The 20,531-nt window shown below is 62.7% G+C and carries 16 protein-coding genes; 8 read left to right on the top strand and 8 right to left on the bottom strand.

Annotated elements, in window-relative coordinates; translation table 11 throughout:
- The first annotated feature begins 71 nt into the window (after positions 1–71).
- A complete protein-coding gene (locus IP90_RS07300) occupies positions 72–836 on the top strand; it encodes a 3-hydroxybutyrate dehydrogenase (protein WP_144898955.1) in 765 nt (254 codons plus the stop codon).
- Between the two features lie 137 nt (positions 837–973).
- Here IP90_RS07300 and IP90_RS16610 read toward each other — a convergent pair whose 3' ends face one another.
- From IP90_RS16610 to IP90_RS07285, 4 genes are all read right to left on the bottom strand, one after another.
- Positions 974–1,144, bottom strand: coding sequence for an SRPBCC family protein (locus IP90_RS16610; protein ID WP_158635302.1), 171 nt, complete (start codon positions 1,142–1,144; stop codon positions 974–976).
- A 99-nt stretch (positions 1,145–1,243) separates the two neighbouring features.
- Entirely contained in the window at positions 1,244–1,603 is a 360-nt protein-coding gene (locus tag IP90_RS07295; protein WP_144898954.1) for a DUF6188 family protein, read from the bottom strand.
- Positions 1,604–2,551: an RHS repeat-associated core domain-containing protein gene (locus tag IP90_RS07290; protein WP_144898953.1), complete on the bottom strand. Its 948-nt coding sequence runs from the start codon at positions 2,549–2,551 to the stop codon at positions 1,604–1,606. It lies immediately after the preceding gene.
- 11 nt (positions 2,552–2,562) lie between these two features.
- A complete protein-coding gene (locus IP90_RS07285) occupies positions 2,563–7,887 on the bottom strand; it encodes a hypothetical protein (protein WP_158635301.1) in 5,325 nt (1,774 codons plus the stop codon).
- Positions 7,888–9,338: 1,451 nt separating this feature from the next.
- On the opposite strand from IP90_RS07285, the gene IP90_RS07280 reads away from it, so the two are divergent.
- Positions 9,339–9,836, top strand: a complete 498-nt coding sequence (locus IP90_RS07280) for a hypothetical protein (RefSeq protein WP_242007516.1) — start codon at positions 9,339–9,341, stop codon at positions 9,834–9,836.
- 75 nt (positions 9,837–9,911) lie between these two features.
- Here IP90_RS07280 and IP90_RS07275 read toward each other — a convergent pair whose 3' ends face one another.
- Positions 9,912–12,545 (bottom strand): autotransporter serine protease, encoded by a 2,634-nt coding sequence (locus tag IP90_RS07275; protein ID WP_158635300.1) that lies wholly within the window; start codon positions 12,543–12,545, stop codon positions 9,912–9,914.
- A gap of 415 nt (positions 12,546–12,960) precedes the next feature.
- Between IP90_RS07275 and IP90_RS07270 the strand changes: the two genes are divergently transcribed.
- From IP90_RS07270 to IP90_RS07245, 6 genes are all read left to right on the top strand, one after another.
- Entirely contained in the window at positions 12,961–14,136 is a 1,176-nt protein-coding gene (locus IP90_RS07270; RefSeq protein ID WP_144898950.1) for a thiolase family protein, read from the top strand.
- A gap of 122 nt (positions 14,137–14,258) precedes the next feature.
- Positions 14,259–14,660, top strand: coding sequence for a hypothetical protein (locus tag IP90_RS07265; RefSeq protein ID WP_144898949.1), 402 nt, complete (start codon positions 14,259–14,261; stop codon positions 14,658–14,660).
- A 127-nt stretch (positions 14,661–14,787) separates the two neighbouring features.
- Positions 14,788–15,159, top strand: a complete 372-nt coding sequence (locus IP90_RS07260) for a hypothetical protein (protein ID WP_199753422.1) — start codon at positions 14,788–14,790, stop codon at positions 15,157–15,159.
- 147 nt (positions 15,160–15,306) lie between these two features.
- Positions 15,307–16,914, top strand: a complete 1,608-nt coding sequence (locus IP90_RS07255; RefSeq protein WP_144898948.1) for a carboxyl transferase domain-containing protein — start codon at positions 15,307–15,309, stop codon at positions 16,912–16,914.
- A 206-nt stretch (positions 16,915–17,120) separates the two neighbouring features.
- The gene (locus IP90_RS07250) at positions 17,121–17,660 is read left to right on the top strand and encodes a bactofilin family protein (protein ID WP_144898947.1); all 540 of its coding nucleotides are present in this window, start codon (positions 17,121–17,123) and stop codon (positions 17,658–17,660) included.
- Positions 17,657–18,016 carry a hypothetical protein gene (locus IP90_RS07245; RefSeq protein WP_144898946.1) on the top strand — a complete coding sequence of 120 codons (360 nt, stop codon included), beginning with the start codon at positions 17,657–17,659 and terminating at the stop codon, positions 18,014–18,016. The genes IP90_RS07250 and IP90_RS07245 overlap by 4 nt, the downstream gene beginning before the upstream one ends.
- 38 nt (positions 18,017–18,054) lie before the next feature.
- On the opposite strand, the gene IP90_RS07240 is transcribed toward IP90_RS07245, so the two are convergent.
- The 3 genes from IP90_RS07240 to IP90_RS07230 are packed head-to-tail and all read right to left on the bottom strand — an operon-like array spanning position 18,055 to position 20,446.
- Complete coding sequence (locus IP90_RS07240) at positions 18,055–18,303, bottom strand: DUF6587 family protein (RefSeq protein ID WP_144898945.1); 249 nt, start codon at positions 18,301–18,303, stop codon at positions 18,055–18,057.
- 11 nt (positions 18,304–18,314) lie between these two features.
- On the bottom strand, positions 18,315–20,198 hold the full coding sequence (gene feoB / locus IP90_RS07235; RefSeq protein ID WP_144898944.1) for a ferrous iron transport protein B: 1,884 nt from the start codon (positions 20,196–20,198) through the stop codon (positions 18,315–18,317).
- On the bottom strand, positions 20,195–20,446 hold the full coding sequence (locus IP90_RS07230; protein WP_144898943.1) for a FeoA family protein: 252 nt from the start codon (positions 20,444–20,446) through the stop codon (positions 20,195–20,197). Before IP90_RS07230 ends, feoB begins: the two co-directional genes overlap by 4 nt.
- Positions 20,447–20,531: the final 85 nt, after the last annotated feature.

The raw sequence follows: 20,531 nt of genomic DNA, 5'->3' as shown, positions 1-20,531 counted from the left end.
TCGCGGGCTGCTAGCCTTGGCAGCGTTGTGGCGCTGCATGCGCGGTTGCCCGTCCAGACAGGAGTGTCCCAATGACTTCACGCTGCATCCTGATCACTGGCGCCGGCAGCGGCATCGGCGCCGGCATCGCCCTCGAACTGGCGACGGCCGGGCATCACCTCGTCGTCACCGACCTCTCGCTGCCTGCGGCGGAAGCGGTCGCGGCGCAGATTCAAGCGGCCGGCGGCTCCGCCGAAGCGTTGGCCCTGGACGTCACGTCCGACGCCAGCGTTGCCGCCGCGCTGGATGCGTTATCGCGACCAGTCGACGTGCTGGTCAACAACGCCGGACTGCAGCATGTCGCGCCGCTGGAGGAATTCCCGATCGATCGGTGGGACCTGCTGATCCAGGTAATGCTGGTCGGCGTAGCGCGCCTGACGCGCGCGTTGCTGCCGGGCATGCGCGAGCGCGGTTTCGGGCGCATCGTCAACATCGGCTCCATCCATTCGCTGGTCGGCAGCCGCTACAAGAGCGCCTACGTCGCCGCCAAGCATGGCCTGCTCGGTTTCTCCAAGGTGATCGCGCTGGAAACCGCCGACACCGACATCACCATCAACACCATCTGCCCGACCTACGTGAAAACTCCGCTGGTCGACAAGCAGATCGCCGACCAGGCGCGCGCCAACAACCTGCCGGAATCGCAGGTGGTCAGCGAGATCATGCTCAAGCCCATGCCCAAGGGCGTGTTCATCGGCTTCGACGAACTGGCCGGCATCACCGCGTTCCTGATCTCGCCGCCGGCGCGCAACATTACCGGGCATACCATCGACGTCGATGGCGGCTGGACGGTGCAGTAAACTCCGGCGACAAACCGATTGCAGCTCAGCCCTCCCCCGTACAGCGAGGGTGGTTTGGGTGAGGGTAAGCGCCACCTAGGTGCTGCCTGCCATCGTCATGCACTGAGCCATCCCGCAACCACGTATTGGCGCACGTCTCAGTCGACCGGAATCTGCCGCTTGTACTCCGCCTCCAGCCACGCATGCGTGCTCCAGAATCCCGGCGGCGTATGTTCGTGGAGGCGATCGGCCAGGATGCCCAGATGCGCATGCCAGCCACCGGCGACGCTGATCATGTCGCTGCGATCGCGCAACTGGCTGTGGGTCATTACAGTATTCACATCAAGCGTACCAAAGAATGCCCGCTCAATGAGCGAACTTTCTTATGAAACGTTGAACATTTCTGGTACACGCGCATTACTTTTCAACTAAATAATAATCCGGCCACCATTAATGAATAAGCTATACGATTCGTAGGGACCATTGTCTCCCCAAAGATGCAATAAAGCAGAATTGGAAAATTTGATAGCCATATCACCGCTGATCTTATCGCAATCAACAGAATCTATTTTTTCATCTAGCACACCTAGCAAATTTGATGTCTCAATGGGAAATCCTTGCACTGACTCCTCGGCGCCAAGAGCCAATCTAAAATTAAACCTTCCTTCAATTTGGATAGCGAAATCTTCACTGAAGAAGATGTTGAGTTGATATTTTGAAAAACAAATCCTTTCCACCGTTTTACCGACAATCACGGCAGACTCGAAATCCTCAGGCAATGCGTACATTCAACCCCCTGCCGGTGGCAATGGAACATGTGTATCCCATTCGGGCCCTGGCCTCCCTGTTGAGGGATTTATTTTCTGCAGGCCTCCGTTCGACATCGGCTTCTCTAGTACCCAGTATCCATTTTTGTATTGCTCAGTTGGAGCCATCACTCTCAGCCCATAACCTGCTGGAATTATTTGCGGTGGATTTTGAGGAGAATTGGTAGGCGGCTTGAAGTTTAGTGCTGGCCTAGGTGCACGTTTTATAACACTCGTTGCTGAAGCAACTTCAGCCGTGATTGAGTTCTCTGTCTTAAATAACAGCCCAGTGATCAAGGAACTAAACCCAGAGCCACCTCCATCGGGCGACATTACATCAGGCAACGTCATCAAGGCAGTGACCATTGCGCCGACCGCTATCTCTCCCGCTTGTTGTGCTCTTTGCGCCTGTTCCTGCCTTTTGGCTTCTTCAGCCTTTCGCCTGCTCTCTTCTTCAGCCCGGCGGCGCTCTTCAGCTTGCTCCCGCTTATAGTCGGACTCCTCTTTGCTCCTGCGCCCATCTGGGTCGGTAAATCGGTAGGGATTGTTGTTTGCGTACCAATACCGATTGTAGTTGGCACCGTTATTCAGGTCGATTCCCACGGGATCATTGCTCAGGAACCTGCCCGACGCTGGATCGTAATAGCGCTGCTGCATATAGGTTAGCCCCGTATCGGTATCACCCATATGTCCGGTGAACCCCGGCCCGTTCTTGGCGGCGCCAAGTGCCTGCTCACCATAAGGCTTGTGCTCCCTGGCATAGGTCACCGTACCGACCGCATTGGACTCCATCACCGGTGTACCCAGCGCATCGGTGTGGTAGTAGGTCACCGTCTCGGCCGCGTGTGCCGTACCGATGCCCAGCAGCAAGCCGAACAGGGCCATGATGGTCTGGCTGAAGCAGCGCGCAAATGTGCAGTTCATTGTCATGGCACGCCTCCTCACTGGTTGACGATGCTGGTGGGACTGCGCCAGGCGGAGCAGTTGGTGGTGCTCTTGCACGCCCTCACCCGGAAGCTACGCGTGCCCCGGCCCGACATGTAGAAGGATCGGTTCGGACCGCTGTAGCCAATGCCAGTTCCTGTTCCAGAAGTGATCTCCAAGTCGTAGCTCGTTGCGCCCATCGATGCTGCCCAGTTCACGTTCCAGTCGACCAATGGAGGCCTCACGATGTCGTCGACATAGATCACCACCGACAATGTGGCGGGCATCGCCGGGGTAATCTCCACATGGGTGACCTTGGTCGCGCTCCATGGCCCGCAACCACCGGCATTACAGGCCTGCACGCGATAGTTGTAGTTGCCATCCGCTGACAGGCCTTGTGCACTGCTCAAAGCGCCACCGCTGTAGGCGCTGACCCATGTGCCGCCGTTGAGATTGCGCTGCAGGGTGTAACTGGTCGCGGTCGCCGCGCCGGTCCAGCTGACCGTGTAGCTGCCCGTGACGTTGCTGGCCGGCGCGGTCAGCGTCGGCGCGACCGTCGGCGGATAGGTCACCACCACAGTCTTCACTGTCGAGTAACCGCCGCAACCGGCCGGATTGCAGGCCTTGGCCCGATAGGCGTAGCTGCCCGCCGCCTTGCCGCTGGTCGACCAGCTCAACACCGCTGTGTCCTGTACCGTGGCATAGGCTCCGCCATTGGCGCTTTGCTCCAAGGTGTACTTGGTCGCACCAGCCACGGCGCCCCAGTTGATCGTATAGCTGCCGTTGTTGCTGGCCGGCGGTGCCGCCAGCACCGGCACTCCCGACGGCGGCACATTTACCACTGTCGTCACGGTCACGCCCCACGGCCCACAGCCATGCGTATTGCAGGCACGGCCGCGGTAGTTGAACACTCCACCGGCATGGCCGGTCACTGCCTTGCTCAGGGCGCCACCGCTGTAGAAGCCCACCCACACGCCACTGCTACCGCTTTCCTGGATTTCATAGGTAGTCGCGGTTGCCACTGCGGCCCAGCTGACGGTGTAGTTGGGCGTGGGGTTGTTGGGCACGGTGATCACCGGAGCACCGACCGGCGTCAGGTCGATGGCGACGGTGACCGCCGTGGAGTAATTACCGCACACACTGCCTACGCAGGCCTTGGCCCGATAACCGTACTGACTGCCATGGGCCTTGCCGCTGGCATCCCAGTTCAACGCCGTGCCCGAGTAAACCTCGACCCAGGCACCGCCATTGCTGCTTTCCTCCAGCACATAGGCGGAGACGCCTGAGATGGCCGCCCAACTCACGTTATAGCTGCCGGTGGTGCTGCGCTCAGGTGCCTGCAGTGCCGGCACCGGCGCGTCGGCGGCCACCTTGGCCACCAGCTTGCCGCCCAGATGCACGTAGTCGGTCAGCTTGTTAGCGCCCAGGTCATGCTCGAACAACAGCTGCCCGGCCTGCGAGTAGGTGTAATAGCTCTGCCCCACGCCACTGCCATTGCTGCGCTTCACGCGCCGGCCCCAGGCGTCGTAGCGATAGCCACCTTTGCCGGCATAGGCCAGCAGCCGATTGGCCTCGTCGAAGCTCAACGTGGCGCCGTCGCGCGTGGTGACATTGCCTTTGGTGTCGTAGTCGTAGCTGTGCAACGTCTGATTGTTGGCCGCATTGGCGATGCGCACCAAGCGGTTGGCCGGGTCGTACTCGAAGCGGTTGTTGATGCCGCCACGGGTGATCGACAGGAAGTTGTCCAGCGCGTCATAGGCATAGCTCTCCACCCCCCATAACCCAGTAGCTGTGCTCAGCCGGTTCAGGCTGTCGTAGGTCATCGTCTTGGTGCGCGAGGGCGACATCGGCAACAGATCGGTCACGTTCGTCAGGTTGGCATTGGCGTCGTAGGCCAGGTCCTGGCTATACAGCAGGCCACCCTTGGCATAGGTCAGGTTGCTCGGCAGCGAACGCGTGTTCTTCTCCGCGGCGTAGGTGATGCCATTGGCGTACTGGTACGACGACAGATCGCCGTCGGGGAAGTACTGGACGCTCCCGACATAGCCACCGGCCTGGGTCGCTCGACCCAAGGCGTCCGGGAGATAGTCCACCACACGGCCGTCCGGGTAGGTCAGTGTCTTCAGCGAACCTTGAGGGTCATAAACGTACTGCAGACCGTAGCTGAAGCCGTCCACATGGAGCATCTCGCTGGTCGGCAAGCCCAGGCTGTTGCGGACCCCGTAGTTCCAGACCACGTCCTGAGCAGCACTGACGCCATAGGCAACAGCGGTGGCGACGTTGCCGGCGGCATCGTAGCTGTAGGCGATGTCGCCGGTATCGGCCGGATAGTCGATCGTCTTGACCCGGTTCATCGGATCGTAAGTGCGGGTGATGCGCGCCGCGGTCGGGACCTGGGTATCGCCGCAACCGGTGCCGGTGATGGTCATCCCGGTCGCCGACCAGGCCACGTTGCCGGCGGCATCGTAGGTGGTGACCGTGCTGCCGGTCTCCGGCTCGGTGACCCGGCACAGCCGATGTTGGCTGTCGTAGACGTAACTGCGCGTCAGCGCGCTGCTGCCCCCGGCATGCGGACCACTCCGGGTGAGGCTCAGCGTCTTGCCGTACTTGTCGCGCTCGATTGCGGTGGTCACCGCCTCGGGCAACTGCACCAGCACCGGTGCGTCCGTGCTGGGTGCGTCGAAGGCCTGATAGCTGGTGGTAGTGACCGCCAGCCTGGGATCTGTAACCTGGGTCTGGAAGCCGTCTGGGTAAGCGTAACTGGTGACCAGTGGCGTGCCACCCAGTTCCGAGTCCTGCCGGACTTCTACAGGACGGCCCAGCGCATCGTAGGTGGTGCGCGTGCCCTTGAGCGTGGCCGGCCAGCCGCTGGCGCCGAACGTCGGGGCGGTCGCGGTCGGATAGGAGGTGAAGGTCTCGCGACCGAAGGCATCATAAGACCGCGCCACGAACGAGCCGGCGACATTGGTCGCGTAGTCGTAGCTCAGAATTGGCTGCCACTGCGCATCGTAGTAAGTGATGCTACGGGCCGTACCCTTGCTGACCGTGCGCCGCCAGTGGTTGGCCGGAATGCCGTACTCGGCGCCGGTGACCTTGACGAACGCGATCGTGCTGTCGTTCCAGCCGGTGGGCAGATTGATGCCGGTCATCCGCCCCATCACGTCGTAGCCGTAGCCGGTGGCATGCCCCAAGGGGCTGGTCACCGAGCTCAGTTGACCGAAATCGTCGACTACCGCCGAGATGAACTTCGTATCCGGAAAATCGATCCGCTGGGCGATGCCGCGCTTGTAGTTGTTGAAGGTGTATGCCGGATGGAGCGGATCCTTGACGGTCTTGAGCGAACCGTCAGGGTGATAGGTGAAGCTCTGCTTGAGTGCACCAAAAGCATAGGTCGCCGTCGGCAATGCCGTGGTTGGGTCGTACGCCGTCTCCTGCAACACCGTCGTGCCGGGAGTCAGACCATCGGCACTGTCGCGCACCTTGGCCACCGGGCCGATCACCCAGCGGTTGGTGTTGTACAGGTAGTCGGTGTAGTCCGAACGGCTGTTGGGCGCGGCCAAGTTACTCGAACGCGTGACGCCCACCGGGTTGGCGTAAGCGTCGAACTTCTTCGCCTCCCATTTGAAGACCCCGCCTTGCTGGGTGATCGTTTTGAGCTTGAGCGGAGTCCAGCGACTGAGCTGAATACCGCCACCGCCGCTCAGGGCATATCCCGGGTTGGCCGGATAGGGACCGAAAGTCGATGCGGCGTACTGATACGCCTCGCGACGTTTTAGGGTCGACTCTCCTTCATGAAAATCAACCTGCAACAGCTTGGATTCCATTTCGCCGACGCGGTTGCTGTAGGTGTAGCGGGTGCGGTTGGCATTCGGATCGCGGATATCCACATATTGGGTAGCCAGACACGTACCACTCGCGGCACACGGGTCGGATGTCGTGCTGCCGTTGCCATCGGAATAGCCGTAGGTCCATACCTTAGCCGCCACGCCTGGACCGAAGATTTCTCTCCTGATCAGCGAATGCACGTTGTAAAGCGGCGGCTCATATTCGTAAGGTTCGAATTCTTCCGGAGGCTGTGGATAGCGACAGTCGCTGGAAACATAGCTGCGCGAATGCCAGATCGGCGTCGTAGTGAATTTTCCGACCAGACCAGAAGGGTGAGTGATCGTGCTGATGCTATTAGTGCCGGTATCAGGCAAGTTGCGCGTCGTACACTTGTTCAGGTCATAGTGGAACCAAGGACCCGGACCCATGCCCGACAGGTTGAAACCCCATTGGGTGCCATCCGGAAGCACCACATTCGTCAAAGTGGCACTCGTAGCGGTGACATTCGCGTACAAGTACTGCCAAGTACGTGGCTGGTCGGCAGCAGGTTGTACGGTGATCGAACTGATGACGCGGCTGTCGCTGCGCCAAGCGATCGTGACTTGGCGTCCGTCACTGGCCGTGATGGATGTCAGCTTGTCGCCGGAATAGGCATAGGTCAGATAGTTGCCGAACCGATCCTCGACGCGGCTGACATACATCCTGGCCAGCATGCGGCCCTGACGGAGTCGGACGCCATCCTCATCGATACGGAAGATCGAATCGGCGCGTTCTCCGGTCAAGTGATCGATCCAGTACTTGGTGCCGTCCGGCGAGACCACGAAGAACGCTTCACCTTCCTCGCCGTTACTGGTCGTGGCCAAACAGCCCACCTGCCAGTTGTCCAGAGTCAAGCCTGGAAACACGAGTGGGCTACCCTGCGAATTGGTCATGGTCGGCTGAAGTGTGTTAGTTGTACTTCTAACAATTACCGGCTGCCGGTCGCCACTTTCCGTAACCAACTCCATGCCGTTCCAGCCTTCGCCGGTGAAGAAGATCTCGATATTGGAAAACCAAGGCCGCTTAAGCTGGCTGCAGCGGGAATAGCGAGAGGGGTTATCTGGACCATCAATGGCCCAATGCAGGCCTGGACTTGTGGGCTGGGTCTCCGAACCCGGAGGCGCATAGCCCATATTGGCCAGCGTTTCGATCCGTGGAATTGATAGAGACCAATTCCCGAACGCATACGGCAGCGAGTGGCTATCGTTGTCCAGGCCTGACGTAGTAGTGCGCACCAGCGAAATCGTCGGCCCGGTACCTTCGAGCACGATATCGGTCTGACGAAAGCTCAGATCGCCGTTGTATAAATTGATCTGTTCTCCGAAGGGCGCATCCCCTTCCGGCTGTATGGTCTGATAGACCTTCAAACGACGGGCATACTCGCTCTCCGGCGACACCTCAGCTGCGCGTATGGGATTGAACGACATGCACAACAATACGGCCAGAGCCGCAAGCCACGGCTTGTTCCCAAATGCCATCATCTTCCCCTGTCATCCCTTAGAGTCGCCGCATTGCGCAGCGCCATACCCCTACCCTCGAGCCAACGATCTGACTACCAACGATAAAGATCAAGCCGTGCAGAGCCACTGAAGTGAGATAGCCATTCCACAACGCACAATTTCTCTGAACTTTATCCCGACGTAATCAACTGATGAAACATCCCGACGCTTCCCTCCGGCTCTTAGAATCTAGGCGGGACCCCCTGTGGGCGATCGGCATCTCTCTGTTGATACATGGCGCCTTTTTGAGTTCGCTTTGGCCCCGGTTCGATACGAATTCAAGCACCAATGAAATACTTTCTGGTGAAAGCAGTGCCCTAATAGTTCAGTACATCAAGATCAGCGCCCCGCCTACGCCGACTTCTCCTATCGCTGAAGTGCATCAATCTCCACTTGAGAATGAACCCACCTCGCCCATCCCAAGGCTTGAAGCTGTCGATCAGACACCTTCTCTCGACAATCACGAACCGGACGCACAGGTTCCAACAGAGGTCGCACCCGAACCACAAGTACAACCGATTGCCACGCCTGCTGCAGCTTCTGTGGGTTATGCGGACCCAGCACCATCGACTCGCAGTGCCCCGCCACCGATAACTCCAAGCGCTTCTGACAGTCAGGACAGCACTGCCAGCGATAGCCTTCGCAAAAGATACCTTTCGGCCATCAGGCAAGCCGTCGAACTACATTGGGTAGGCCGTGAGAGCATCCCCGCAAAGATAGGATCATGCACACTATCCATTCGGCAAGCGGCTGGTGGTTTCGTACGCTCCGTGAGCTCAGGTAAGTGCACCTTGGACGATCAAGCGCGTCACGCCCTTGAAAGCGCTCCTATCAGCGCGCAACCGCTTCCTTATGCAGGATTCAAAAGCGTTTTCCAGGAAGAGGTGGCTATCGAGTTCAGAATGTTGCCTCCGAGTACAGAACCTGGTTTTCCGTCCAAGAAATTCTCAGAATTACCGTAGTAGACCGACCTGGCCATGCAAATGCTTGGCCACAATGCTCCCGCCATAGCCTTACTCATAATAGAAAGGCACTCTTTAACTCAGCTATCCACATATTCTCAGGAAGCTTCACAACTACTCCCGAGCGGAGATAAGACTGTCAACATGCTGGCTGGTGAATTCTTTCAGTGCAGTTAAGACCCTGCACCTTTGAGGCTTGCTCTTGCTTATAAGACGAAACGAATCTCATCGTGTAGCGGAATAGTCCTCCTCTCGCAAAGTGACAACATTGTTCTTGCATAGGCCACTAGCCGCTTTCAAGGCGTTAGGCGGCTGTATTGATGCAGGTCGAAGCCCCTCCCACGTGAGGTTGGGTGCCGCTCGCAAGGGGCACGTGGCCCATACCAAAGGACAAAATCCAAGTTATGCTTTGCCTGCTGGTCATGACGACCGGTGTTAACGGATCTCACATTGACAAGGAGTAGGAAGATGAGTCAGAACTTGGTTTCAACCCACTTGAGCCTCGACGAATGGGCCACGGTGGATCAAGCGATTAACACGCTGGAGCAGTCCCTCGCCCCCATGCTAGTGGCGCTGACGGTTGGTGACCGGCAGCGAATAGTGAAAATGGGCGACGGTTCGGAGGCCTTCTGCCGCAGAGCCTTGGACGTAATGACCGAAAATAGCGCGCTGTTGCCGCGCGGCATGGACATTGAGGAAATGCGTCGCGACCTAACAGCACACGATGCACTCAATGCCCGACTGGTGCGTCTTGCCCGCTTGCTTGAAAGAGCCAAAGACACTGAAATGGCTTTGGGTAGCGATGTTATGACTTCGGCATTGGAGGGTTACGCCCTCCTCAAGATTGCTGGCAAGAACGATGGCCTGCATGCCCTGAGCAAATCGCTCGCCAAGCGTTTCGAGAACAACGGACCGCGTCGGACGGGTTCCACACCGCCATCGGAATCACCGGAGCCTGCGCTATAACTCAGCCGCGTTAAAAAAAAGGCCCCGATTCCGGGGCCTTTTCAATGCAATTGGCGCCACTGCCGCAATGAGAATTCAGAACCCGAACACATACTCCGCCGACACCTGGTTGTCCTCCAGGTTCTCCGCGGAGCGATGGCTGAGGTCGAAACCGAGCGTGGCGCGATCGGAGAGGCCGACGTTCAAGCCGACACCGAACAATCGACCGGAATCGGCGAGGCCGATGCCGGCCAGCGTCTGCCACTGGTCGACACCGACGAAGCTGGCATCGAACGCGCCGCCGTGCGCGGACAAGGTCTTCTGCCATTCGGCGCGCGCTTCCAGACCCAGCCAGTTGCCGCCGGCCAAGCGCCATTGGCGGTCGGCGCGCAGGCCGGCGATGGCCTGCCAGCGGTCGCTGTCGCTGTCGCGGGTCTTCAGGCCGAAGCCGTCGGCGCCGGCTTCGCGGAAGCCATCGTTGCGGATGCGCGCGAACTGGCTGGCAACATAGGGCGTCAGCCGCGACTGGCCCAGAGGCATGCGCCATCCGGCTTCGGCATGCGCGACGTCGTAGTCGCCCGAGTACGAAGTCGCCACGCCGGTCTGGCGCCTGCCCAGCAGCACGCTGCGATCGACCCGGCGATCGAAGCGGCCGAAACCGAGTCGGCCCTGCAGGTAGGCGTGGTCGCCGATCAGGCCGGCGTAGACCTGGCCTTCGTCCTGACGGCTGCGGCTGCGGTCGTTGCCCTGGTCCAGCCAGCCGGCACCACGGGTGCGGCTGGCGGCGACGCCGAGCACGCCGTGCCGGCCGATACGCTGGTCGATGCCAAGCATCTGGCCACTGAGGTTGTAGTCGAAGCCGCTGAAACCGGCGCGCGCCATGTCGCCGCTCTGCGACAGGTTCTGTTGCCACATGCCGCCGGGCAGCCGCTGCTCGCCGATCTCGTCGAAGCGCGACGACAGCGCGCGACGACTGGCATCGATGCCCTCGTAGGTCATCGCATCGGCGGTGGCGTGCAGTTCGCCGGACAGGCTCTTCAATGATGCTTCGGCCAACTGCATCGTCGGCGCACGCTGGAAGTCGCCGGCCGCGGCGATGAAGTTGCCGCTGATGTTGCCAGTGATTCCGGCTGCGATCTGGTTGTCGATGGCGTCCATCGCGGTGTCGACACGCGCCGCCGATGCGCTCGACGCTGCGGTGTAGTTCATGCCCTGCACGGCGGTGACGCTGATGCTGGTGATGTCCAGCCAGGCACTGGTCGCGTCGTAGCCGCGCGTTGCCGCCAGGAAGACACCGGGCGCCGCGGTCTGCGAGGAGAACTGTCCGCTCACGCCACCATTGGCACGCAGCACTACTTCGCGGCTCTGCGTGACATAGCCATCCTTGACGCCCAGGACGTGCAGCTCGCCACCGATTTGCGCCGTACCGGTCACGTTCAACCAGTTGCCCAGGTCCACGGCGAGCCGGCCGGTGCCCGTCTGCGTGTAGTTGCCGGCGATGCTGAGGTTGGTGGCGCCTTCGACGGTGACCGTGCCGTTGTTGGCGACGTTGCCGCCGATCGAGCCGGTGCCGGACAGGTTGCCCTGCGGGCCGATCGAGAAGGCGCCGTCATTGGATCCTTCCATCCGCAACGTGCCGCCGAGCACCTCGGTGCGCCCCGTGTATTCATTGTTTCCACTCAACACGAGCGTGCCGTTGCCGTTCTTGATCAGGCCACCGGCACCGGTGATCGGGTTCGACCAGGTCGAGGTGATGCCGTCGAACGTCACGTCGACATCGCCCCAGTTGAATTGCGACGGCCCCTTGACCGCCTTGCCGACATTGAGCAGGCCGTATCCGAATACGGCGTCGACGCCGGGCGCACCGAGGTCGGTTGCGCTGCCGAGTATGGTCTGCCGCACCAGGTCGTTGTCGAAATAGGGGAACGCTTCCCAGACCAGTGCCACGGTGCCGGTGACTTGTGGCGCGGCCAATGAGGTGCCGAACCATTGCCAGTAGTCGGGAGTGCTCGGCGGGTCGTTGGTACCGGTGGTGATGACGCCACCGGGAGCGACCAGGCAGTAGTTCTTGGCTACGCCGCAGGCATTGGATTCGGGATCGAGCCGGGTCGGGTTGGCGTTGTCGAGCCAGGCGACCGCCAGCCAGCCTCTTTCCAGCGCCTCAGCGCCGGCCTGGCTCGGCAACGCCGCCATGCTGCCGGGCTCGGCATTGCCGTCGTTGCCGGTGGCGAATACCACCAGCCCGCCGTGCTGCAGCACGAACGGGGTATAGGCCTGCAGGAAGCCGGTCGTGATCGAGTCGCTGTTCCAGTACAGGCCGCCCCAGGAATTGTTGGTGACCCGTACGCCTTCGGCGATCAGGTCGGCATTCACCTCTCCGATGAACGTCGGGGTGTCGTCACCGGGCGGCACTTCGCTGCCTGGCGGACCACCGTCTTCCGGCGGATTCTCGTCGTTGATGATGCGTGCGGAAACGATCTGCGCGCCTGGGGCGATGCCGCCCGGCCATTCGCCGAACGGTTTGCCGGCGAGGATCTGTGCGACCGCCGTACCGTGATCGGCGGCATCGTCGACGCTGAGGTCGTTCGGCGGCGAGCTGACATAGGTCAGGTTCTTGATGACCCTGCCCGCCAGCGCCGGATGGTTGCGGTTCACGCCGGTATCGACAACGCCGATGATCGTGCCGGCGCCGGTCAAGCCGGCAGCGTGCGCGGGCGCGGTATTGGTCATGGCCAGATGTGCATCGAAGGCTGGCTGCGGCCGTTCCGGCGGGTTAGTCGGCGGGGGGTTAGTCGGAGGCGGTGGCGGTGTGGGACGCACCCCACCGCCACTGCTGCCGCCACCGCATGCGGCCAGGCTGACGGTCAGCGCCACGGCGACCCCCCAAGCCAGCCGACTCGAACGTTGCTGCCGCCGCTTCATTGCCTTCATCGTCTTTCCCTGCGATTCGATCGTGATTCGTTTGATGGGCCCACACGGCTTTGTAACGCGCATCGGCACGCGCGGCAATGCGATCCCTTCCTATTAGTGACGTGGTCCTGCATTCATCGGCCACATTTGACGCGCCGCAGCATTTGCCCGTCCAACGCGCGATAATGGCGGCACTGGCCCTGCGCCGCAGTCCATGAATCACGGAGCCCTACCCATGTCCGACATCGTCATCGTCGGTGCCAAGCGCACCGCCATCGGTTCGTTCCTCGGCCAGTTCACCGGCGTCCCCACTCCCACGCTCGGCGCCGCGGCCATCGGCGGCGCGCTCGAACATGCCGGCCTGGCCCCCGACCAGGTCGACGAGGTCATCATGGGTTGCGTGCTGCCGGCCGGCCTCGGCCAGGCGCCAGCGCGGCAGGCCTCGCGTGCGGCCAGCATTCCCGACGCGGCCGGCTGCACCACGGTCAACAAGGTGTGCGGCTCGGGCATGAAGGCGATCATGCTGGCGCACGACCTGATCAAGGCCGGCAGCGCTTCGGTCGTCGTGGCCGGTGGCATGGAATCGATGACCAACGCGCCGCACCTGCTCAACGGTTCGCGCACGGGCATCCGCTACGGCAGCGCCGAATTCCTCGACCACATGGCATGGGATGGCCTGACCAATCCCTACGACGGCAAGGCGATGGGCATCTTCGGCGACATCGCCTGCGAGAAGTACGAACTCAGCCGCGAAGCACTCGACGCCTACTCGGCTGAAAGCGCCAGCCGCGCACAAGCGGCGATCGCCTCGGGTGCGTTTGCTGGCGAGATCGTGCCGGTCACGGTCAAGGGCAGGAAAGGCGAAGTGGTCGTCGATGTCGACGAAGAGCCTGGCAAGATCGATGCCGCCAAAATTCCCGGCCTGCGCCCGGCGTTCGGCAAGGAAGGACGACTCACGGCCGCTTCATCCTCGAAGATTTCCGATGGCGCGGCCGCGACATTGCTGATGTCCGCGGAAGAAGCCGGCAGGCGCGGCCTGCAACCGCTGGCGCGGATCGTGGCGCACGCCGGCCATGCGCAGGCGCCGGAATGGTTCACTACCGCACCCGTGAAAGCGATTACAAACGTGCTTGCGAAGGCGGGCTGGCAGGTAGACGATGTCGACCTGTTCGAGGTCAACGAAGCCTTCGCGTGCGTGGCGATGGCACCGATGAAAGACCTCGGCATCCCCCACGAAAAGCTGAACGTCAACGGTGGTGCAGTTGCGCTGGGACACCCGATCGGCGCCAGCGGCGCACGCCTGGTGGTGACCCTCATCCACGCCTTGAAGGCGCGTGGAGGCAAGCGTGGCGTGGCATCGCTGTGCATCGGCGGCGGCGAAGCGACCGCACTGGCCATCGAAATCCTGTAAAAGGTTAAAAACGGATAACACAAAAAACTTAGGCCAACCGCTTGACACGTCCGACGGGCTTGTCATCATGTTATTGGCGCGCACTTGCGCGTTGCCTAACTAAACGACGAGGAAATTCGATTATGTCCATGAACAAGGCTCTGCTTGCCCTGGCGATGGGTCTGGCCCTGGCCGCGTGCAGCAACCAGAAGCAGGCCGAGGACTCGGCCGCTGAAGCTGCCTCGGCTGCGACCGAAGCCCAGCAGGCTGCTGACACCGCCGCCGCCGCTGGCGACACGATGGCTGCCGACGCTGCACAGCAGTCGGCTGACGCCGCTGCCACCGCTGCCGACGCTGCTGCGACCTCGGCTGACGCCGCTGCCGCTGGTGCGACTGCCGGTGCTGCCGACGCTGCTGCCGACACCGCCGAGAACGCTGCTGAAGCTGCCGGCCAGGCTGCCGACGCTGCTGCCGCTGGCGCCGAAGCCGCTGGCGAAGCTGCCGGTGAAGCCGTCGACGCTGCCAAGGAAGAAGCCAAGAAGTAATCACTTCTTGCCGCATCTTTGTGGAAAAGCCGCCGGCTTGCCGGCGGCTTTTTCTTTTGCGGGGCCTGGGTTAGGCTGCGACCGCAATCGCGCCACCCGCCCCACCCACACACGACCGGAGTTGCCCATGAACACCAAGCTCTATGTACTGCTCGCCGCTGGCGTCCTGGCCCTTTCGGCCTGCAAGAACGAAACCCCGACCGCCGAACAGCAGGCATCCGAAGCGGCAGCCGCCGCCGACGAGGCGGGCATGCAGGCCGCGGATGCCGCACAGGCTGCAGGCGATGCCGCAGCCGAAGGCGTCGATGCCGCAGCCGCCGCCACCGGCGAAGCGATGACCGAAGCCGGACAGGCTGCGGAAGCCGCTGCCGATCAGGCCGCTGCCGCCACCAGCGAAGCCACCGCCAATGCCGCCGAAGCTACCGCCGATGCTGCACAGAATGTCGCCGACAAGGCGCAACAGGCTGCCGATGAAGTCAAGGCGGAAGAGAAGAAGTAATTCGTCCGCTGCAACAGATGGATTCCGGAAAGCCCCGCGCGAGCGGGGCTTTTTTTGTTGCAGAGGACCCACCGTGCCGAGCACAGGCAGCCTTTCGATGACGCCGGTCTGTATCCTTTGGCCTTCGCCAGCCACGACGCGCCGCGCATGCCCGTACTCACTTCCCAACTCGACCCGCGTTCGCCGGAGTTCCGCGACAACGTCGCCTATCATCGCGCACTGGTCGACGAACTCGATGCGCGCCTGTCCGCCGCGGCTGCTGGCGGTGGCGAGAAGGCGAGCCTGCGGCACACCGAACGCGGCAAGCTGCTGGCACGCGATCGCGTCACCGCCCTGCTCGACCCCGGCTCGCCCTTCCTCGAACTGAGCGCACTGGCCGCCGATGGCATGTACGACGGCGCCGCGCCTGCCGCCGGCATCGTCACCGGCATCGGCCGCGTGCTCGGGCAGGAGGTGGTGGTGGTCGCCAACGACGCCACCGTCAAGGGCGGCACTTACTTCCCGATGACGGTCAAGAAACATCTGCGCGCGCAGGAAGTCGCCCGCGAGAACCGGCTGCCATGCATCTATCTGGTCGACTCCGGCGGTGCGTTCCTGCCGCTGCAGGACGAGGTGTTTCCGGACCGGGAACACTTTGGCCGGATCTTCTACAACCAGGCGCGCCTGAGCGCGGAGAACATCCCGCAGATCGCGGTGGTGATGGGCAGTTGCACAGCCGGCGGCGCGTACGTGCCGGCCATGTGCGATGAATCGATCATCGTCCGCGAACAGGGCACCATCTTCCTCGGCGGCCCGCCGCTGGTGAAGGCCGCCACCGGCGAAGTGGTCGATGCCGAATCGCTCGGCGGCGCCGAGGTGCACACCTCGATTTCGGGCGTGGCTGATCACCTTGCCGAGAACGACACCCATGCGCTGCAGATCGCGCGCGACATCGTCGGCAGTCTCAATCGCAGCAAGACCCTGCCGGTGGCGACGCAACCGGCGCGCGATCCGCTGTTCGCTTCCGAGGAGCTTTACGGGATCGTGCCCAAGGACACGCGGCGCCCGTTCGACATCCGCGAATTGATCGCGCGCATCGTCGATGGCAGCGAGCTCCAGGAGTTCAAGGCGCGTTACGGCAAGACGCTGGTCTGCGGTTTCGCGCACCTGCACGGCTATCCGGTCGGCATCGTCGCCAACAACGGCATCCTGTTTTCGGAGAGCGCGCTCAAGGGCGCGCACTTCATCGAACTGTGCAACCAGCGCGGCATCCCTCTGGTGTTCCTGCAGAACATCACTGGTTTCATGGTCGGCAGGAAATACGAGAACGCCGGCATCGCCAAGGATGGAGCCAAGATGGTGACCGCAGTGGCGTGTTCGTCGGTGCCGAAATTCACTGTCGTCATCGGCGGCAGCTTCGGCGCAGGCAACTACGCGATGTGCGGCCGCGCCTATGGCGGACGCTTCCTGTGGATGTGGCCGAATGCGCGGATCAGCGTGATGGGCGGCGAACAGGCGGCCGGAGTGCTGGCCACGATCAAACGCGACGGCATCGAGGCGGCCGGCAAGTCCTGGAGCGCGGATGAGGAAGCCGCATTCAAGGCGCCGATCCGCGAGCAGTACGAATCGCAGGGCAATCCGTACTACGCCACCGCGCGGTTGTGGGACGACGGCATCATCGATCCGGCGGACACCCGCCGCGTGCTCGGCCTGGCGATTTCGGCATCGCTGAATGCGCCGATCGAACCGGCGAAGTTTGGCGTATTCAGGATGTAGGCCGACGCTCGACATCGCTAATGGAAATTTAACTCCATTCAGCGATGCGTCCGTGCCGTGACATGTATTGGTGGGACGCCATCAGAACATCGCGCAAAGTATCGTTTTAGTGAGACTTATCGCGACGCACGTGCGGAAACGCGTGTTAGTCTCCGGCTACGACGCAGTCGTCCCCCGTCCTGCCTATCGATAAGAGGAAACGTTCCATGGCGATCTGGAAAGAACAGACCCCCGCGAAGAAAGATACCGCCAGCTTCCCGCTGGATCCGCCGCCGGCACCGGCACCCGCGCAGCCGCGCGAGACTACCGTCAGCCAGGACTTCGCACCGGCTCCGGCCCCCGCTTTCAGTGCGGCCCCGACACCAGCTCCGCAGGCGTCCGCCGCCAAGGAATCCCTGATCGCTTCCGACATCACCATCGAAGGCAAGATCGAAGGCAGTGGCCATGTCCGCATCGCCGGCAAGTTCAAGGGCGACGTCAACGTGCAGGGCGACCTCACCATCGAGACCGGCGCCAAGCTCACCGGTGGCGTGCGCGCCAACAAGGTGATCATCGCCGGTGAAGTGGAAGGCAACATCGAGTCGGCGGCCGTGGTCGAGCTGCAGGCCAGCGGCGTGCTGGTCGGCGATCTGAAGGCCGGTTCGCTCAGCGTCGCCGCCGGTTCGCGCATGCGCGGCCAGGCCGACTTCGGCTGGAAGGACGACAAGGGCGGCAAGAAGTCGACGGAGAACGGCGCCGGCGCATGAGCACGCCGCGTCCGGGAACGGCAGGTTCGACGCGGACCTGCCCGCATTGCAAGACCAGGATCCTGGAAAGCGCGAGCGTCTGCCCGGCTTGCAAGCACTACCTGCGCATCGATTCCGCGGCATCGCCGCTCGCGGAATCGCTGCCTTCGCCGTTGAAGGTCGAGGGCATCATCCGCCAGCCGGCCCATGGCGGCTCATCGGAATATTCGGTGGTGGTGACGATCCGCAACGAACGTGGCGAGGAAGTGTCGCGCCACGTCGTCGGCGTCGGCGCACTGCATCCCAACGAACAACGAACGTTCACCCTGGCCGTGGAAATGTTCGCCGCCACCGGTGCCAAGGCGCGCCGTCACTGACCCGCTGCTTGCGCGGAACTGCTGCGCGGGCGCCTGACCTACCCGGGTTTCGACGAAGTATCGCAACTGTTGCAGCCGCCGCACGCGTCGGCGCCGGCCTGCGATGGCGGTGGCGCGATCCAGCGTCCGAACGAACGCAGCCACGGCGGCCGCCCCTCGCGCAGCAGCGGCAACGCACACGCGATGCGCAACCTTCGCGTTGCCTGCGGAAACTGTTTCCGGGCGACGACGACGACACTGGCCAGCACCGCGATCGCGATCACCACGTACTGCAGCGTCAGCGACATGCTCGACATGCTCACCCCGCCCCCAGCGCCACGGCGACCTGGTAGGTGACCAGCGAGGCCAGATAGGCCAGCGCGAACAGGTAGCCCGCGCTGATCGCGACGTGTTTCCAGGAATTCGTTTCGCGCCTGATCGTGGCCAGCGTGGAAATGCACTGCGGCGCGTAGATGAACCACACCAGCAGCGACAACGCGGTGGCCAGCGACCAGCCGTCGGCGATCAGCGGCGACAGCGCCTGCGCTGCCGCTTCGTCATCCGCGGCGGACAACGCGTACACCGTCGCCAGCGAGGACACCGCCACCTCGCGCGCAGCCATGCCCGGAATCAGCGCGATGCAGATCTGCCAGTTGAAACCGATCGGCGCGAAGATCGCCGTCATCGCATGGCCGATGCGTCCGGCGAAGCTGTAATCGATCGCCGGCCCGACCGCATCCGCGGGCGCTGCCGGGAACGACAGCAGGAACCACAGCAGCACGGTCAGCGCCAGGATGATGCCGCCGACGCGCTTCAGGAAGATCATCGCGCGCTCGTAGAGGCCGATCAGCAGGTCGCGTGGATGCGGCAGGCGATAGGACGGCAGTTCCAGCAGCAGCGGATGTTCGCTCTTGTCGCGGCGCCATTTCTTCATCACCCACGACACCACCAGCGCGCTGAGGATGCCAGCCATGTACAGCGCGAACAGCACCAGGCCCTGCAGGTTGAAGACGCCCCATACCTGCTGCTGCGGGATGAAGGCGCCGATCAGCAGTGCGTATACCGGCAGCCGCGCCGAACAGGTCATCAGCGGCGCGACCAGGATCGTGGCGAGCCGGTCGCGCGGATCCTGGATCGAGCGCGTCGCCATGATGCCGGGGATCGCGCAGGCAAAGCTCGACAGCAGCGGGATGAAGGAACGACCCGACAGGCCGGCCGCAGCCATCATCCGGTCGAGCAGGAAGGCCGCGCGCGGCAGGTAACCCGATTCTTCCAGCGCCAGGATGAAGGCGAACAGGATCAGGATCTGCGGCAGGAACACGATCACGCCACCGACGCCGGCGATGATGCCGTCCACCAGCAGACTGTTGAGCGGTCCTTCCGGCAGCGCACTACCCACCTGAGCACCGAGCCAGCCGGTGACCGCTTCGATGGCGTCCATCATCGGCGTCGCCCAGGCGTACACCGCCTGGAAGATCAGGAACATCACCACCGCCAGCGCCATCAGCCCGAACACGGGATGCAGCAGCCATCGATCCAGCGCGTCGTCGATGCGCGCGGTGCGACGCGGCATCGTCACCGCCAGCGACAGCAGGCGCCGCGTCTCGGCGTGGAGCGCTTCCATCTCCACGTCGCCATCGTGGTCGTGCGCGGCCAGCCGCTTCCGCGGTGGCGCCGTGGCGATATCGAAACGGTCGAGTGCCTCGACCAGCGCCGTGGCGCCGCCACGGCGCACGGCCACCGTCTCGATCACTGGCACGCCCAGTTCGCGCTGCAGTGCGTCGACATCGATCTGGATGCCGCGCCGGCGTGCGGCATCGGCCATGTTCAGGGCCACGATCATCGGCTTGCCGATCTCGCGCACTTCCAGCACGAAACGCAGGTGCAGGCGCAGATTGGTAGCGTCGATCACGCATACCAGCGCGTCCGGCGCCGGCTCTCCGGGATAGAAACCGCGGCAGACATCGCGCGCGATCGCCTCGTCGAGACTGGCCGGATGCAGGCTGTAGGCACCGGGCAGATCCAGCACCGCGTACTGGCGGCCCGAAGGCGCGACCAGGCGGCCTTCCTTGCGCTCGACGGTCACGCCGGCGTAGTTGGCGACTTTCTGCCGGCTGCCGGTCAACTGGTTGAACAGTGCCGTCTTGCCGCTGTTCGGATTGCCGACCAGGGCCAGCCGCATCGGGACTGCAGTTGCACTCATGCGCCGCCGCTCCCGTTGCTGCGCACGCGGATCCGTGCGGCTTCATTGCGACGCAGGGCGAAACGCGTGTAACCGACCTGCACCAGCAGCGGTTCGGCCCCGATCGGCCCGACCGCCATCACCTCCACCTGCTCGCCGTCGACGAAACCCAGTTCGCGCAGCCGCCGCGAAATGAGGTCGTTCGGAACCCGGTCCTCGACGGCTTCCACCGTGGCCGAGGTGCGTTGTGGCAATTCGGAAAGGATCATGCGAGGCAGCAAACAAGAATTGTTCTCATTCTAGCATTCGCCGGCGGCGGCCGAAGTCGCCCGGCTGGAACACTGCCTCCGGCTA

It is taken from the genome of Luteimonas cucumeris, assembly GCF_007830035.1.
Classification (GTDB): Bacteria; Pseudomonadota; Gammaproteobacteria; order Xanthomonadales; family Xanthomonadaceae; genus Luteimonas_C; species Luteimonas_C cucumeris.
The sequence above is the reverse complement of the archived record's forward strand: the minus strand, read 5'-3'. Positions and strand labels throughout refer to the sequence as shown.